This is a genomic window from Peribacillus sp. NPDC097284, from assembly GCF_044761765.1.
Lineage (GTDB): Bacteria > Bacillota > Bacilli > Bacillales > DSM-1321 > Peribacillus.
The window spans coordinates 91,628-107,202 of sequence record NZ_JBIWCZ010000008.1 but is presented as its reverse complement, the minus strand read 5'-3'; the positions used below and the strand labels follow the sequence as shown (position 1 = coordinate 107,202).

12 protein-coding genes are annotated in these 15,575 nt (G+C 42.5%); 11 read left to right on the top strand and 1 reads right to left on the bottom strand.

Going from position 1 to position 15,575, the window contains the following annotated elements; all coding sequences use genetic code 11:
* Positions 1-14: 14 nt before the first annotated feature.
* The 5 genes from ACIQXU_RS15085 to ACIQXU_RS15065 all read left to right on the top strand — a co-directional run bounded on the left by ACIQXU_RS15085 (position 15) and on the right by ACIQXU_RS15065 (position 8,230).
* Positions 15-1,154, top strand: a complete 1,140-nt coding sequence (locus ACIQXU_RS15085) for an acyl-CoA dehydrogenase (protein WP_402954918.1) — start codon at positions 15-17, stop codon at positions 1,152-1,154.
* A gap of 112 nt (positions 1,155-1,266) precedes the next feature.
* The gene (locus ACIQXU_RS15080; protein WP_402990503.1) at positions 1,267-1,917 is read left to right on the top strand and encodes a TetR/AcrR family transcriptional regulator; all 651 of its coding nucleotides are present in this window, start codon (positions 1,267-1,269) and stop codon (positions 1,915-1,917) included.
* A gap of 11 nt (positions 1,918-1,928) precedes the next feature.
* Positions 1,929-5,195 carry a fused isobutyryl-CoA mutase/GTPase IcmF gene (gene icmF / locus ACIQXU_RS15075; RefSeq protein WP_402990500.1) on the top strand — a complete coding sequence of 1,089 codons (3,267 nt, stop codon included), beginning with the start codon at positions 1,929-1,931 and terminating at the stop codon, positions 5,193-5,195.
* Between the two features lie 446 nt (positions 5,196-5,641).
* On the top strand, positions 5,642-6,214 hold the full coding sequence (gene rpoE, locus ACIQXU_RS15070; RefSeq protein WP_402870265.1) for a DNA-directed RNA polymerase subunit delta: 573 nt from the start codon (positions 5,642-5,644) through the stop codon (positions 6,212-6,214).
* A gap of 411 nt (positions 6,215-6,625) precedes the next feature.
* A complete protein-coding gene (locus ACIQXU_RS15065) occupies positions 6,626-8,230 on the top strand; it encodes a CTP synthase (RefSeq protein ID WP_402954908.1) in 1,605 nt (534 codons plus the stop codon).
* 56 nt (positions 8,231-8,286) lie between these two features.
* Here ACIQXU_RS15065 and ACIQXU_RS15060 read toward each other — a convergent pair whose 3' ends face one another.
* Entirely contained in the window at positions 8,287-8,823 is a 537-nt protein-coding gene (locus ACIQXU_RS15060; protein ID WP_402954905.1) for a DUF2529 domain-containing protein, read from the bottom strand.
* 278 nt (positions 8,824-9,101) lie between these two features.
* Between ACIQXU_RS15060 and ACIQXU_RS15055 the strand changes: the two genes are divergently transcribed.
* The 6 genes from ACIQXU_RS15055 to rho all read left to right on the top strand — a co-directional run bounded on the left by ACIQXU_RS15055 (position 9,102) and on the right by rho (position 15,531).
* A complete protein-coding gene (locus ACIQXU_RS15055) occupies positions 9,102-9,473 on the top strand; it encodes a response regulator (RefSeq protein ID WP_402870275.1) in 372 nt (123 codons plus the stop codon).
* Between the two features lie 237 nt (positions 9,474-9,710).
* Positions 9,711-10,568: a class II fructose-bisphosphate aldolase gene (locus tag ACIQXU_RS15050; protein WP_402870278.1), complete on the top strand. Its 858-nt coding sequence runs from the start codon at positions 9,711-9,713 to the stop codon at positions 10,566-10,568.
* 147 nt (positions 10,569-10,715) lie between these two features.
* Positions 10,716-11,366 (top strand): fructose-6-phosphate aldolase, encoded by a 651-nt coding sequence (gene fsa / locus ACIQXU_RS15045; RefSeq protein WP_402870279.1) that lies wholly within the window; start codon positions 10,716-10,718, stop codon positions 11,364-11,366.
* Between the two features lie 217 nt (positions 11,367-11,583).
* Entirely contained in the window at positions 11,584-12,867 is a 1,284-nt protein-coding gene (locus ACIQXU_RS15040) for a UDP-N-acetylglucosamine 1-carboxyvinyltransferase (protein ID WP_402990497.1), read from the top strand.
* Between the two features lie 97 nt (positions 12,868-12,964).
* Positions 12,965-13,927: a class II fructose-bisphosphatase gene (glpX, locus tag ACIQXU_RS15035; protein ID WP_402870284.1), complete on the top strand. Its 963-nt coding sequence runs from the start codon at positions 12,965-12,967 to the stop codon at positions 13,925-13,927.
* 314 nt (positions 13,928-14,241) lie between these two features.
* Positions 14,242-15,531 (top strand): transcription termination factor Rho, encoded by a 1,290-nt coding sequence (gene rho / locus ACIQXU_RS15030; protein ID WP_402870287.1) that lies wholly within the window; start codon positions 14,242-14,244, stop codon positions 15,529-15,531.
* The last annotated feature ends 44 nt before the right edge of the window (positions 15,532-15,575 follow it).

Here is a 15,575-nt window from a genome sequence, read left to right as displayed (position 1 = left end):
TGGGGGACATGGATATGCAATTTAAATTAACGGAAGAACATGAAATGATCAGGAAAATGGTGCGTGATTTTGCTGAAAATGAAGTGGCTCCAACAGCAGCCGAAAGAGATGAAGAAGAACGGTTTGACCGTGAGATTTTTGATAAAATGGCTGAACTTGGACTGACCGGAATTCCATGGCCAGAAGAATACGGTGGCATCGGAAGCGATTATCTTGCGTATTGTATCGCAATCGAAGAACTATCCCGTGTATGTGCCTCTACGGGTGTTACGCTTTCGGCCCATACATCCCTTGCTGGTTGGCCAATCTATAAATTTGGTTCGGAAGAACAGAAACAAAAATACCTTCGCCCGATGGCTCAAGGTGAAAAAATCGGTGCATATGGTTTGACGGAACCAAGCTCAGGGTCTGATGCCGGTGGCATGAGAACGACTGCAAAGCTTGTAGGAGATGAATACATCATCAATGGTTCGAAGATTTTCATCACGAACGGTGGTATCGCCGATACGTATGTAGTATTTGCATTGACAGATCCGGAGTCTAAACAAAAAGGAACAAGTGCCTTTATTGTCGAGAAGGATTTTCCAGGCTTCAGTGTAGGTAAAAAAGAGAAAAAACTCGGAATTCGTTCTTCACCGACAACTGAAATCATTTTTGATGAATGCCGTGTACCAAAAGAAAATCTTTTGGGAAAAGAAGGCGAAGGGTTCAAAATCGCGATGATGACTCTTGATGGCGGACGTAACGGAATTGCCGCTCAGGCAGTCGGTATTGCCCAAGGAGCCTTGGATGCGGCGGTTGGTTATGCAAAAGAACGCGTCCAGTTTGGAAAACCTATCTCCGCACAGCAGGGAATCGGTTTTAAATTGGCGGATATGGCGACAGGTGTCGAGGCTTCGCGACTCTTAACGTATCAAGCGGCTTGGCTGGAGTCTGTGGGCCTTCCTTATGGAAAGGAATCCGCCATGTCGAAACTTTTTGCCGGGGACACAGCCATGAAAGTAACAACGGAGGCTGTTCAAGTGTTTGGCGGGTATGGATATACAAAAGATTACCCGGTTGAACGCTTTATGCGCGATGCAAAGATCACCCAAATTTATGAGGGAACACAGGAAATTCAAAAACTGGTCATCTCAAGGATGATAACTAAATAGAGTTGAAACCAGGTTTTCCGGAGAGGCCCTTCCGCCTCCCGGAATACCCTTTTCATTTTTCTGAAAGGCTCCCTGAAGGTGAAGGGTGAGCTTTCTAAAAGGGGTTTAAGAAATGGAAAAAAGAGAAGTTCAAGCGTCTGTCAAGGATGAGAGGCTGATCGAGAAAAGGCGTAAGCAGATGATTAAAGGTGCCGTTAACCTATTTAAAGAGAAGGGGTTTCACCGGACGACAACAAGGGAGATTGCTAAAGCATCCGGTTTTAGTATCGGTACGTTATACGAGTATATCCGGACGAAGGAAGACATTCTATATCTCGTCTGTGACTTTATTTATGATGAGGTCCGGGAGAAACTTCAGAGGGAAATCGAACAGAGTGATGGGACGCTAGACAGCCTGAAACTGACAATCGCCTATTTTTATCAGGTAATGGATGAGATGCAGGATGAAGTATTGGTCATGTATCAAGAGGTGAAAGCCTTGACCAAGGATGCCTTACCATACGTTTTAAACAAGGAAATCGAAATGGTGGGCATGTTCGAAAAGGTCATCACCAATTGTGTCAAGAACGGGGAGCTTCACTTGACGAAGCAACAGATCAGCCTCGTCTCCCATAACATTTTCGTTCAGGGACAGATGTGGAGTTTTAGAAGATGGGCTTTACACAAAAGATTTACGCTTCAAGAGTATGTTGAAATCCAAACAGAATTATTGACCCATAGTGTATCGATTCAGAAACATGCTGATATCAATTCATTTCAATAAGGAGGAGTCAAATGAGTACAATTGAAGTGTATCAACCTAAAAACCATATTCGGTTCGTGACGGCTTCGAGTTTATTCGATGGCCATGATGCATCCATTAACATTATGAGAAGGATTCTTCAGGCAAGCGGGGCGGAAGTCATTCATCTAGGCCATAACCGCTCGGTCGAGGAAATCGTGAATGCAGCGATTCAAGAGGATGTCCAGGGTATCGCGATGTCATCCTACCAAGGTGGGCACGTGGAATACTTTAAATATATGTATGACTTATTGAAAGAAAAGGGAGCCGAACACATTCGAATATTCGCTGGTGGCGGCGGTGTCATCTTACCAAGGGAGATTCAGGAACTCCATGAATATGGGATTGCCCGTATCTTCTCTCCTGATGAGGGCCGCGAGTACGGGCTACAGGGAATGATCAACGTTTTGATGGCAGAGTGTGACTTCTCGACAGTAAAGCCATCCTTGCAGGACCGTTTTGATGAACTGATTGCAGGAGAAACGAGTGCGGTTGCCCAATATATCACCTGTGCAGAAAATAGGCTCGACGCCGCCCAGGAATCAGCCGCAACAGTAGAAAGTCTCCTTGAACAGGTCAAGACATCGGAAAAACAGGTGCCGGTGCTCGGCATTACAGGAACGGGAGGAGCTGGGAAAAGCTCACTGACTGATGAGTTGATCCGACGTTTCCTCAATGAAATTCCGGAGAAGAATGTGGCGATCCTTTCTGTCGATCCGACAAAACAAAAAACTGGCGGGGCGTTGCTTGGTGACCGGATCCGAATGAACGCCATTTTTTCCAATCGAGTCTATATGCGAAGCTTGGCGACTCGCCATTCAAAAAGTGAGCTCTCACTCGCCATTCAAGATGCCATTTCAGTGGTCAAGGCGGCAGGCTTTGATTTAATCGTCGTAGAAACGAGTGGAATCGGCCAGGGAGATGCGGGCATAACCGAGATTTGCGATGTGTCCATGTATGTCATGACAAGTGAATTCGGAGCCCCTTCACAGCTTGAGAAAATTGACATGATCGATTATGCCGATTTGATCGTCATCAATAAATATGAGCGTAAAGGGTCTGAAGATGCTAAAAATCAGGTTCAGAAACAGTATCAGCGAAGCCACACTTTATTTGATCGAGACACTTCCGAAATGCCTGTATATGGCACCATCGCCTCGCAATTCAATGACCCAGGCACGAATGCTTTATTCGCCGTTCTTATCGAAAAGTTAAATGAAAAGGCCGGGACGAATTGGAGCACGACTTTTTCAAAAGAAGCGGATGTCTACAAGCAGAATGTCATCATTCCAACTGACCGGCGGTACTACTTACGTGAAATCAGTGAGACGGTCCGGAATTATCATAAGCAGGCCCGTGAACAAGTCAAACTGGCAAGAAGATTGTTCCAGCTGGAAGGGGCGATTGTGGCGGTCAAGGAAAATGGGTGTGAGGAAGCTGTCGTGGAGTCACTTGAGGCATCGAAAAAAGAAACCGTTTCCAAGTTATCGGCCGAATCGAAAGCCATCCTGACTGGCTGGAACGAGTTAAAAGATAAATATTCGGCCACACAGCTTGTCACGAAAATCAGGGATAAGGAAATCGTCACAAACCTAAAGACGAAAAGTTTGTCCGGGTTAATGATCCCAAGGGTTTCCCTTCCTAAATACGAAGACTATGGGGAGATACTAGGGTGGGTCTATCGAGAAAATGTACCTGGCCATTTCCCGTATACGGCCGGAGTTTTCCCATTCAAACGCGAGGGGGAGGATCCCAAGCGCCAGTTTGCCGGCGAAGGGTCACCGGATAGAACGAACCGCCGTTTTCATTACCTATCTAAAGATGATGATGCGAAACGCCTGAGTACCGCCTTTGATTCGGTTACGTTATATGGGGAAGACCCTGATTACCGGCCGGATATTTACGGGAAGGTAGGAGAGAGTGGCGTCAACATCTGCACGTTGGATGATATGAGGAAATTGTATGCCGGCTTTGATTTATGCGCCCCATCCACCTCGGTGTCCATGACGATCAATGGCCCTGCGCCCATTATCTTGGCCATGTACATGAATACGGCAATCGAACAGCAGGTTCGCCTGAAAGAAGGGGAATTAGGCCGTTCGCTCACAAAGGAAGAATATGAACAAGTTCAGGATTATACGCTTCAAACGGTCCGTGGGACAGTTCAGGCTGATATTCTCAAAGAAGATCAAGGGCAAAATACCTGCATCTTCTCTACTGAATTTGCCTTAAGGCTGATGGGGGACATCCAAGCATATTTCATAGATAAAAAGGTCCGGAATTATTACTCGGTTTCGATTTCCGGCTATCATATCGCAGAAGCGGGAGCCAATCCTATTTCCCAATTGGCCTTCACGTTGGCGAATGGCTTTACGTATGTCGAATATTACTTAAGCCGCGGCATGGATATCAATGACTTTGCTCCAAATCTGTCATTTTTCTTTTCCAACGGCCTTGACCCGGAATACACCGTTATCGGAAGGGTCGCGAGACGAATATGGGCGACAGTCATGCGTGATAAATATGGTGCCAATGAACGCAGCCAGAAGCTAAAATACCACATCCAGACATCGGGACGTTCCCTGCATGCACAGGAAATCGACTTCAATGATATACGGACAACGCTACAGGCCTTAATGGCCCTGCAAGATAATTGCAACTCGCTTCATACCAATGCATACGACGAAGCCATCACTACGCCTACAGAAGAGTCTGTACGCCGTGCCATGGCCATTCAGATGATCATTACGAAAGAACATGGACTATCCAAGAATGAAAATCCGATGCAAGGTGCCTTCATTATTGAAGAGTTGACTGAACTAGTCGAGGAAGCCGTCTTGAGGGAGTTCGATAGCATTAATGATAGAGGCGGTGTGTTGGGCGCCATGGAAACCCAGTATCAACGAGGGAAGATTCAGGATGAATCCATGCATTATGAAATGAAAAAACATACAGGGGAACTCCCAATCATTGGGGTGAATACGTATTTGAATCCGAATCCCCCAACAGAAGAAGCTGTGAACAGCATGGAGGTTGCCCGAGCTACAAAAGAGGAAAAAGAAGGGCAAATCGCGAATCTTCGTGCATTCCAGGAAGAAAACAAGGAAAGTGTTGAGGAAGCCTTGAACCGATTAAAGGACACGGCAATGAACGGGGGAAATATTTTTGCCGAACTGATGACTTGCGTGCAAGTCGCGAGCTTGGGTCAGATAACAAGTGCATTATATGAGGTTGGCGGACAATACAGAAGAAATATGTAAAAGGGAAGGGGTATCCTTAAGGGATGCTCCTTTTTCAGAACCAATTTTCATCATTTTTCGGAAAATGAAACATTCACCTTATAAATTCCTTGAAAAGGGGCAAAGATGATGATTCACCCCTATTTGTGATTGGTAGAATCAAAACGAGGATACTGATGTTAAAAAATAAGGATTATTTCGCACATCAATCTCAAATCTTTTTTAACTTTATTTGTGGGTGCTTTTTCCCTTATACCTTCCTTGAAATAGATTTAGTTTTTATAAGCCAGTAGGGAAAATCTGTGAAAGTATCAGATAGAACTAGCATAAACCCATTTAGATTGTTTATAATGGATAATATGTCTAGCAGGAATTGTCGTTATTTTACCGAAATACTGTTTTAGATTATTTTTTTATGTGAAAAAACATGACTAGTCGTGTTCGAATAGAGAAGGGAAGTGCGGAACTTGAGTTTGAAAAAATACTCGAAAGAGCAAATTATGGAAATGTCCTTGATAGAAATCGCATATGAAGTGTTGGTTGAAAAAAACGAACCCATTCTATTTAAAGACTTAATGAGTGAAATAGCTTCACTTCAGCATTTATCAAAAGCGGAAGTGGCAAAGAGAATTGCCCAGTTCTATACGGATTTGAATGTAGATGGCCGATTTACTTCACTTGGGGAAAACCGTTGGGGATTGAAAACTTGGTACCCGGTTGACCAAATTGAAGAAGAAGTCGTGCACGTTGTAAAAGTGAAGAAGAAAAAGAAAGCGAAGAAAGCTGCAGTGGTCGTTGAAGACTTCGATGATATTGAAGACGAAGATCTTGATTTCGAGGAAGATATTGATGACTTGGATGAAGATGATGACGATGACGACGATGATGAAATCTTAGGCGGCGCAGTTATCGACGAAGTACTTTTAGAAGACGACGTGGATGATGACGACGATTTAGAAGAGGAAATTATTGAAGATGAAGTTTTCGAAATCGACGAAGATGAAGACGAAGATGAAGAAGACGACGAAAAAGAGAAATAAATAATCGCCCCTTGACTTTTTAAGGCGAAATTTGTAGAATCATTTTTGGGCTCCTTAAAAAAGGACACAATCTTAAAATTATATCGCTCCCTTACTTTTTTGTAAGAGGAGCGTTTTTGTTTTTGATGATGGAATGTTAAAATGACATCATTTTTTTATTTTTACAATGAATACGCGTAAAGTGGTAAAAACTATAGATATCAGTAAAAAGTTCATGTTAAACACAGGGAACTTATCTAATTGGCATGCCAGGCATACCCCATCTTACCGTCCGAATTCTTGGTTACTTCTAAGAGATAAGATTGTAAGACCTGGTTTGTTCGTCTATATCTGCCGGAATAAACAAAGGCAGAAGGTTCAATGGAATCAAGAGAACGGCAGTTGATGAAAACATTCATAGGAGGATATGAGATGACTAAATATATTTTTGTAACGGGTGGAGTAGTTTCCTCTTTGGGAAAAGGGATAACAGCAGCTTCTCTAGGAAGGCTTTTAAAAAATAGAGGGTTAAATGTAACAATTCAAAAATTCGACCCATATATCAACTTGGATCCAGGAACAATGAGCCCATACCAACATGGTGAAGTGTTCGTAACGGATGATGGCGCCGAAACGGATTTGGACTTAGGTCACTATGAGCGTTTTATCGACATCAATCTTGGTAAACACAGCAATGTGACAACAGGTAAAATTTATTCAACCGTTTTACGAAAAGAACGTCGCGGAGACTACTTAGGCGGAACTGTTCAAGTTATCCCTCATATTACCAATGAAATCAAAGAACGGGTTTTCCGTTCAGGAAACGAAACGAATGCGGATATCGTAATCACTGAAATCGGTGGAACAGTCGGCGATATCGAATCTCTTCCATTCCTTGAAGCCATTCGTCAAATCAAAAGTGACATTGGAATCAATAACGTCATGTATATTCACTGTACTCTTGTTCCTTACATTAAAGCTGCCGGTGAAATGAAAACAAAACCAACACAGCATAGTGTTAAGGAATTACGCAGTCTTGGTATTCAACCGAATATCATCGTAGCACGTACTGAAAGACCGATATCACAAGATATGAAGGATAAGATCGCTTTATTCTGCGATATCGATAAAGATTCAGTAATCGAGTGTCTTGATGCGGATACACTTTATTCAATCCCGCTTGCCCTTCAAGCGCAAAATATGGATCAGATTGTGTGTGACCACCTACAACTAGATTGTGGAGTGGCAGAAATGGAAGATTGGAAAGAACTTGTTAAAAAAGTTACTTCTTTGACGAAGAAAACGAAAATTGCCCTTGTCGGTAAATATGTTGAATTGCAAGATGCATACCTTTCTGTTGTCGAAGCACTTAAACATGCAGGTTACGCATTTGATGCGGACGTTGAAGTAGATTGGATCAATTCCGAAGATGTATCGAAAGAAAATGTTGCTGAATTGCTTAAAGATGCAGATGGAATCCTTGTCCCTGGTGGATTTGGAGATCGTGGTATCGAAGGGAAAATCGCAGCAATCGAATATGCACGTACAACAAAAACGCCGTTCTTCGGTATTTGCTTGGGTATGCAATTGGCATCCATCGAATTTGCACGCAATGTTCTAGGTTTGTCTGAAGCGCATTCAGCAGAAATCAATGCAGATACACCAGACCCAATCATTGACCTTCTACCAGAACAGAAAGATGTGGAAGACTTGGGTGGTACTTTACGTCTTGGTCTATATCCATGTAAGCTTATCGAAGGTACAAAAGCATATGAGGCATATAACGATGAAGTCGTATATGAACGTCACCGCCATCGCTATGAATTCAACAACCATTATCGCCAAGCCATGGAAGAGGCAGGATTCATCTTCTCTGGTACAAGCCCAGATGGCCGTTTAGTGGAAATCGTAGAATTGCAAGATCACCCTTGGTTCGTGGCATCACAATTCCATCCGGAATTCATATCACGTCCAAACCGTCCACAACCACTTTTCCGTGACTTTGTGGGTATGTCTTTGAAACATAACGAAAAATAATAAAAACAAAAAAACAGCCGTTTGGCTGTTTTTTTTGTTTTGGTCTAGAAGTCGGGTCAAACTTCGGATTCATCTTCATATTCTTGTATGATTTCCTCGACCGTGAACTTAATCCCATGATAAGCAAAAAGGGCAGCGATGAGAGTCGGGTAACCGTAACGATTTCCCGTTTCATCCGGGATTAATCCACGTTGGATGCGTAAATCAATGTGGACATCCGCAAGCTCCACCAGTGTGGTTCCTTCGGATGGAACCGCGGTTGAAACGGCAACGAAAGGTATGCCTTCCTGATGAAGTCGTTCAGCAAATTTGATGGCTTCTGGATCATCTGAGTGACGACTGAATAACAGAAGCCGATCCTCGTGGGAAATCCTACTATCATCTGTGTATCTTTTAGCTTTTGGAAAAGGTTCCTCCCCCTCAAGGCTTTCCGCAACAACTCCTTGCATTTCCCCGAATCCATGAATGAAAACGGACCCATCTCCGACCACGGCCTGAGCTAATAGGCGTCCGGCATCCTCCATTTCGAAAGAATCCTTTTCCATGATCTTCTTAAATACACCACTTAACTGTGTAGAAAATATCTTCAACATATTTAGGAACTCCTTTAAAAAATAGTACCCCTATTATAAAGGACTTTTTGTTTCTTTAACAGATTTCCAGTCATTCGAGTCATTATCTGTCAGAAAGGTCATCCGAAAAATTAAAATCAATTTACTCTTATTGCAGGAATTTTGTTACAATTATTGAATATGAACATAGAGACATAGAACTCCAAAGAAGTTTTGCAGCAAGCCAAATTAATTACCCATAAGGGGGATCTATTATCTGATTCATTTTCACATTACAAATAGAGAACAGAGGTGGCTAAATGTCAGGGAAAATATTAATTGTCGATGACCAGTTTGGGATTCGGATTTTATTGAACGAGGTCTTACATAAAGCAGGGTATGAAACGTTTCAAGCTGCGAATGGCATTCAGGCTTTAGAAGTTCTTAACAATGATTCACCTGATCTTGTATTGTTGGATATGAAGATACCCGGTATGGATGGAATAGAAATCTTGAAGCGGATGAAAGCGGTCGATCCCGATATTCGGGTCATCATCATGACGGCGTATGGAGAACTTGACATGATACAAGAAGCAAAGGACTTAGGGGCGATGACTCATTTTGCAAAGCCTTTTGACATCGATGATATTAGAAATGCTGTCCGTGAATATTTACCCATCCAATCTAGTTAACTAGGTTTATGGATCTTTATCTCAATAAAGAAGCGTCACGGCATCTTCTTTAAGATAGCCGTGTTTTTTTAGGGTGAAGCTTAAGTGATATGGTCAATTTGTTGCTGTTTTTTTCATGTATTGATATGCTAAACGAGTAGAGATATTCTGGTTATTATGTGTATGATGCTTTAGTTTTCGGGAATATCTAGATAGAAACAACTTTCAACAATACATTCATTATTAGGAGGAAATCAAATGCCTTTAGTTTCCATGAAAGATATGCTGAATAAAGCTCTTGATGAAAAGTATGCAGTAGGTCAATTTAACATTAATAACCTGGAGTGGACGCAAGCTATTCTGGCTGCTTCAGAAGAAGAAAAATCGCCGGTCATTCTTGGTGTTTCTGAAGGGGCTGCCCGTCACATGGGTGGATTCAAAACAACTGTGATGATGGTTCAAGGTTTAATGGAAGATATGAAAATCACCGTACCTGTGGCCATTCATCTTGACCATGGTTCTAGCTTTGATAAGTGTAAAGAAGCTATCGAGGCTGGTTTCACTTCAGTAATGATCGATGCTTCCCATCACCCGATTGAAGAGAACATTGAAACGACTAAGAAGGTTGTGGAATTCGCTCACGCCCGCAATGTGTCCGTTGAGGCTGAAGTAGGAACAGTAGGTGGACAAGAAGATGACGTCATCGCAGATGGTGTCGTTTATGCTGATCCTAAGGAATGTGAACTTCTTGTTAAGGAAACGGATGTAGACTGCTTTGCTCCGGCATTGGGTTCTGTCCATGGTCCATATAAAGGAGAACCGAACCTTGGGTATAAGGAAATGGAAGAGGTTCGTGATCTAACTAAAAAACCGCTTGTTCTTCATGGTGGCACTGGTATTCCGACAAAAGATATCCAAAAAGCCATTTCACTGGGAACATCAAAAATAAATGTGAATACGGAAAACCAAATCGTTTTCACTAAAGCTGTTCGAGAAGTCTTAAATAGTAATGCGGATGTATATGATCCACGCAAATTCTTAGGACCTGGTCGGGAAGCAATCAAACAAACGGTCATTGGTAAAATTCGCGAATTCGGTTCCAATAACAAAGCTTAATTTTTTTAAAAGGAAGTTTGTCCATCAGAGATTTTTTTGTTCTCTGATGGCCACATAGGAACAAGGCGGTATTGCCCTTCGTTCATCAAACCATTAAAATGCAGTGTACAAGCACGTAAAATTCATTTACATATGGAGGAACTTTTCATGAAATTCTTTATTGATACAGCTAATATGGAAGAAATTAAACAAGCTTACGAACTTGGTGTCTTAGGAGGGGTTACGACTAACCCATCTCTTGTAGCAAGAGAAAAAGGCGTTTCTTTTCATGATCGTCTAAAAGAGATTACAAGCCTTGTAAAGGAATCTGTCTCTGCAGAAGTTATCTCCCTTGATTTTGAAGGAATGATGGCAGAGGCAAAAGAACTAGTTGCCATTGCACCAAATATCACAATCAAAGTACCAATGACACCGGATGGCTTGAAGGCTGTTGCAGCTTTAACAAAACAAGGAGTTAAAACGAATGTTACCCTTATTTTCAGTGCCAACCAAGCGTTACTTGCTGCTAGGGCAGGAGCGACATATGTGTCTCCATTCTTAGGACGTTTAGATGATATCGGTCAAAATGGATTGGACTTAATCTCCGATATCGCAGACATCTTTACAATCCATGGCATCCAATCAGAAATCATCGCGGCTTCAATTCGCCATCCGATGCATATCACACAAGCTGCGTTAAACGGAGCTCATATCGCAACAATTCCTTATAAAGTGTTAATGCAATTATTCCACCATCCTTTAACGGATAAAGGGATCGAAGCATTCTTGAAAGACTGGAACTCTCGTACAGAAGCATAATGAATCCTACCGCTAAGTTGCAAAAGAATGCTGAGTATTGGATGAAAAAGAAAAAAATTAGAAATTTTTCTCATTTTTCTACATGACTTTTCTATTTTTGTGTAAACTAAGAAACTAGATAGTGAATGATGTCGGATTACGCAATTTTCTTGTGGTAAAATATTACTTTTATTTAAAATACAGCTTCTTGAGTGCTTAGCGTGGAAGGGAGTTCATTATGGAAAAACTTAAAATTGCCGGTGGTTATCCTCTTAAGGGGACCATTCGGGTCAGTGGTGCGAAAAACAGTGCTGTCGCTTTAATTCCTGCAACGATTTTGGCAGATTCCCCAGTCACGATAGAAGGCCTGCCGGATATCTCTGATGTACAGATGCTAAAAGAATTAATGGAGGAAATTGGCGGTACTGTTGTTTTTAACGATGGTGAAATGACTGTAGATCCCAGCAAAATGATTTCTATGCCTCTACCTAACGGAAAGGTGAAAAAATTGCGTGCCTCTTATTATTTGATGGGTGCGATGCTAGGGAAATTTAAAAAAGCTGTAATTGGACTGCCTGGAGGATGTCATTTAGGACCTCGTCCAATCGATCAGCATATTAAAGGGTTCGAAGCACTAGGAGCACAAGTGACGAATGAACAAGGCGCCATTTATTTAAGGGCGGACGAGCTACGTGGTGCCCGTATCTATTTGGATGTAGTCAGTGTCGGGGCAACGATCAATATCATGTTGGCTGCTGTCTTGGCTAAAGGGCGGACCGTAATTGAAAATGCCGCAAAAGAGCCAGAAATTATTGATGTGGCTACCTTGTTGACCAATATGGGAGCGAAAATCAAGGGAGCCGGAACGGATATCATTCGGATTGATGGTGTGGATAACCTTCATGGGTGCAAACATACGATTATCCCCGATCGGATAGAAGCGGGAACTTTCATGATTCTAGCTGCTGCTGTTGGTGAGGGCATATTGATCGATAATGTCATTCCCCAACATTTAGAGTCACTCACGTCCAAAATGCGGGAAATGGGCGTCGGAATTGAAGCGGGGGACGATCAAGTATTTGTGGCTCCTGGTCAGGTCCTGAAGTCTGTTGATATAAAGACCTTGGTTTATCCGGGGTTCCCGACTGACCTACAGCAGCCTTTTACGTCGTTATTAACAAAAGCAAGCGGTTCAAGCATGGTGACTGACACGATTTACGGAGCACGCTTTAAGCATATAGACGAATTACGCCGCATGAATGCAAAGATTAAAGCGGAAGGCAGGACGGGTATCATTAGCGGCCCGGTCCAACTTCATGGGGCAAAGGTCAAAGCGAGCGATTTGCGTGCAGGAGCAGCTTTGGTAATTGCAGGTTTAATGGCAGAAGGAATAACGGAAGTGACGGGTCTTGAACATATAGACCGTGGATATAGTCATCTTGTAGAGAAACTTTCTGGCTTAGGTGCAACGATCTGGCGTGAAAAAATGACAGAAGAAGAAGTGGAGCAGCTGAAAAGCTGATCCCTTTCTTATTGCCTTATTGTGTTACGTTATATGCTTTAATGTGCTATACTATTATATAAATAAAACATGTTTGCACATTGAGGGGGAACGAAAAATGGAAAGAAGTTTGTCGATGGAGCTTGTCCGTGTAACGGAAGCGGCTGCTCTTGCATCTGCGCGTTGGATGGGTAGAGGAAAGAAAGAAGAAGCAGATGATGCGGCAACAACGGCGATGAGGGATGTTTTTAATAGCATACCCATGCAAGGTACGGTCGTTATCGGTGAAGGGGAAATGGACGAAGCACCCATGCTTTATATCGGTGAGAAACTTGGTACAGGCCTTGGACCACTAGTGGATGTTGCAGTCGATCCTTTAGAAGGAACGAATATCGTTGCATCAGGCGGATGGAATGCACTAGCAGTTTTGGCTGTTGCCGATCAAGGGAACTTGCTGCATGCTCCTGATATGTATATGGATAAAATTGCCGTCGGTCCTGAAGCGGTAGGTCTGATCGATATCAATGCATCCGTATTAGATAACCTTAAGGCAGTTGCCAAAGCGAAAAATAAGGATATTCAAGACGTGGTAGCTACGGTCTTGAACCGTAAACGCCATTCTAAAATCATCGAAGAACTTCGCGATGCGGGTGCCCGTATCAAGTTGATCAACGATGGAGATGTAGCCGGTGCCATTAATACGGCTTTCGATCATACAGGTGTTGATATTCTATTCGGATCTGGTGGAGCTCCTGAGGGAGTCATTTCAGCTGTAGCATTAAAATGTCTTGGAGGAGAAATCCAAGGTAAGCTTCTTCCTCAAAATGAAGAAGAAGTGAAACGCTGTGGGAAAATGGGACTTGATCTTGGTAAAGTCTTGAGAATGGAAGACCTTGTCCGTGGTGATGACGCGATTTTTGCTGCGACTGGCGTTACGGATGGTGAACTTCTTCGTGGTGTACAATTTAAGGCTCATCATGGCGAGACACAATCCGTGGTCATGCGTGCCAAATCAGGAACGGTCCGTTTCATCGATGGACGCCATATTCTGAAAATGAAGCCAAACGGCTTGATTAGATAAGACCATTTACTCTTGAATAGTTATGAGGGAAAGCGCGCGTGTTTCATGCACGCTTTCTCTTTTAAAAAATTAAGTTGAATAATTTAATTAAAAAAAGTAAAATAAAGCTTGTTCTACTAATTGATTTAATTCTGCCCTTTCACTCCAAACTTCAAGAAGCCTTCAAATAATTTTCTTCTTTACATGTAAAATGTATCATCCTTTCTACGAAAACTCTGGTCAGGTACATGGATTGTGGATTCTCTTCCATTTAACAAACCAATCCTTTTTCAGTATGGGTGAAAACGTTTAATTAATAAAAGTGTGGTGTCATGATGAATTTAACGATTTCCAATTTAGAAAACATGAAATTAAAAGATCTCTATGAGCATGCACGGGAATATAAAGTTTCTTATTACAGCAAGCTGTCGAAAAAAGAACTTATATTTGCGATCCTAAAAGCTCAAGCCGAACAAGATGGCCTTCTATTCATGGAAGGTGTTTTAGAGATTATCCCTTCAGAGGGATTTGGTTTCCTGCGTCCGATTAATTACTCTCCAAGCTCGGAGGATATCTATATTTCAGCTTCCCAAATCCGCAGGTTTGATTTGCGTAATGGTGATAAGGTATCCGGAAAGGTTAGGCCGCCGAAAGAAAACGAACGCTATTATGGATTATTACATGTAGAAGCCGTTAATGGCGACAATCCTGAGTCTGCTAAGGAACGTGTCCATTTCCCTGGGTTGACTCCGTTGTATCCAAATAGACAGATTACATTAGAAACAACGACGAAGAATTTATCAACAAGAATTATGGATGTCCTTGCTCCTGTCGGGTTTGGCCAACGTGGGTTAATCGTGGCTCCCCCTAAGGCGGGTAAAACGATGTTGATTAAAGAAATGGCCAATGCCATTACAACGAATCATCCCGAGGCGGAATTAATTGTCTTACTCATTGACGAACGCCCCGAAGAAGTAACGGATATTGAACGTTCAGTGGCTGGTGACGTCGTTAGTTCGACATTCGATGAAGTGCCGGAGAACCATATCAAAGTGGCTGAACTGGTATTGGAACGGGCAATGCGCCTAGTTGAGCATAAACGCGATGTCATCATTCTAATGGATAGTATTACTCGTTTGGCACGTGCTTATAACCTAGTGATTCCCCCAAGCGGTAGAACGTTATCGGGTGGGATTGATCCAGCTGCATTCCATCGGCCGAAACGCTTCTTTGGAGCAGCCAGGAACATCGAAGAAGGCGGTAGCTTAACGATTCTTGCTACAGCTTTGGTAGATACTGGATCACGTATGGATGATGTTATTTATGAAGAATTTAAAGGTACGGGGAATATGGAGCTTCACTTAGACCGCTCACTTGCTGAAAGACGCATTTTCCCTGCGATTGACATTCGCCGTTCAGGCACCCGTAAAGAAGAATTATTAATTCCGAAAGACCGTTTGGATAAGCTTTGGGCCATTCGTAAAACGATGTCCGATTCCCCAGATTTTGCAGAGAAATTCCTTCGCCGTCTAAAACAGACAAAAAGCAATGAGGAATTTTTCAGTAAGTTGGACGAAGAGATGCTTGAAATGAAAAAAGGATCATCGAGTTTAAAGCGCTCTTAAACAGGTTGAAAACAAAATGTTGCACAACGAGTTTTAAATTGCTA

Excerpts from the sequence above, each read along its gene's own strand:
- ACIQXU_RS15085 (WP_402954918.1), top strand. The coding sequence starts at position 15 with ATGCAATTTAAATTAACGGAAGAACATGAAATGATCAGGAAAATGGTG.
- ACIQXU_RS15080 (WP_402990503.1), top strand. The coding sequence starts at position 1,267 with ATGGAAAAAAGAGAAGTTCAAGCGTCTGTCAAGGATGAGAGGCTGATC.
- icmF (WP_402990500.1), top strand. The coding sequence starts at position 1,929 with ATGAGTACAATTGAAGTGTATCAACCTAAAAACCATATTCGGTTCGTG.
- ACIQXU_RS15065 (WP_402954908.1), top strand. The coding sequence starts at position 6,626 with ATGACTAAATATATTTTTGTAACGGGTGGAGTAGTTTCCTCTTTGGGA.
- ACIQXU_RS15060 (WP_402954905.1), bottom strand. The coding sequence starts at position 8,823 with ATGTTGAAGATATTTTCTACACAGTTAAGTGGTGTATTTAAGAAGATC.
- ACIQXU_RS15055 (WP_402870275.1), top strand. The coding sequence starts at position 9,102 with ATGTCAGGGAAAATATTAATTGTCGATGACCAGTTTGGGATTCGGATT.
- ACIQXU_RS15050 (WP_402870278.1), top strand. The coding sequence starts at position 9,711 with ATGCCTTTAGTTTCCATGAAAGATATGCTGAATAAAGCTCTTGATGAA.
- fsa (WP_402870279.1), top strand. The coding sequence starts at position 10,716 with ATGAAATTCTTTATTGATACAGCTAATATGGAAGAAATTAAACAAGCT.
- ACIQXU_RS15040 (WP_402990497.1), top strand. The coding sequence starts at position 11,584 with ATGGAAAAACTTAAAATTGCCGGTGGTTATCCTCTTAAGGGGACCATT.
- glpX (WP_402870284.1), top strand. The coding sequence starts at position 12,965 with ATGGAAAGAAGTTTGTCGATGGAGCTTGTCCGTGTAACGGAAGCGGCT.
- rho (WP_402870287.1), top strand. The coding sequence starts at position 14,242 with ATGAATTTAACGATTTCCAATTTAGAAAACATGAAATTAAAAGATCTC.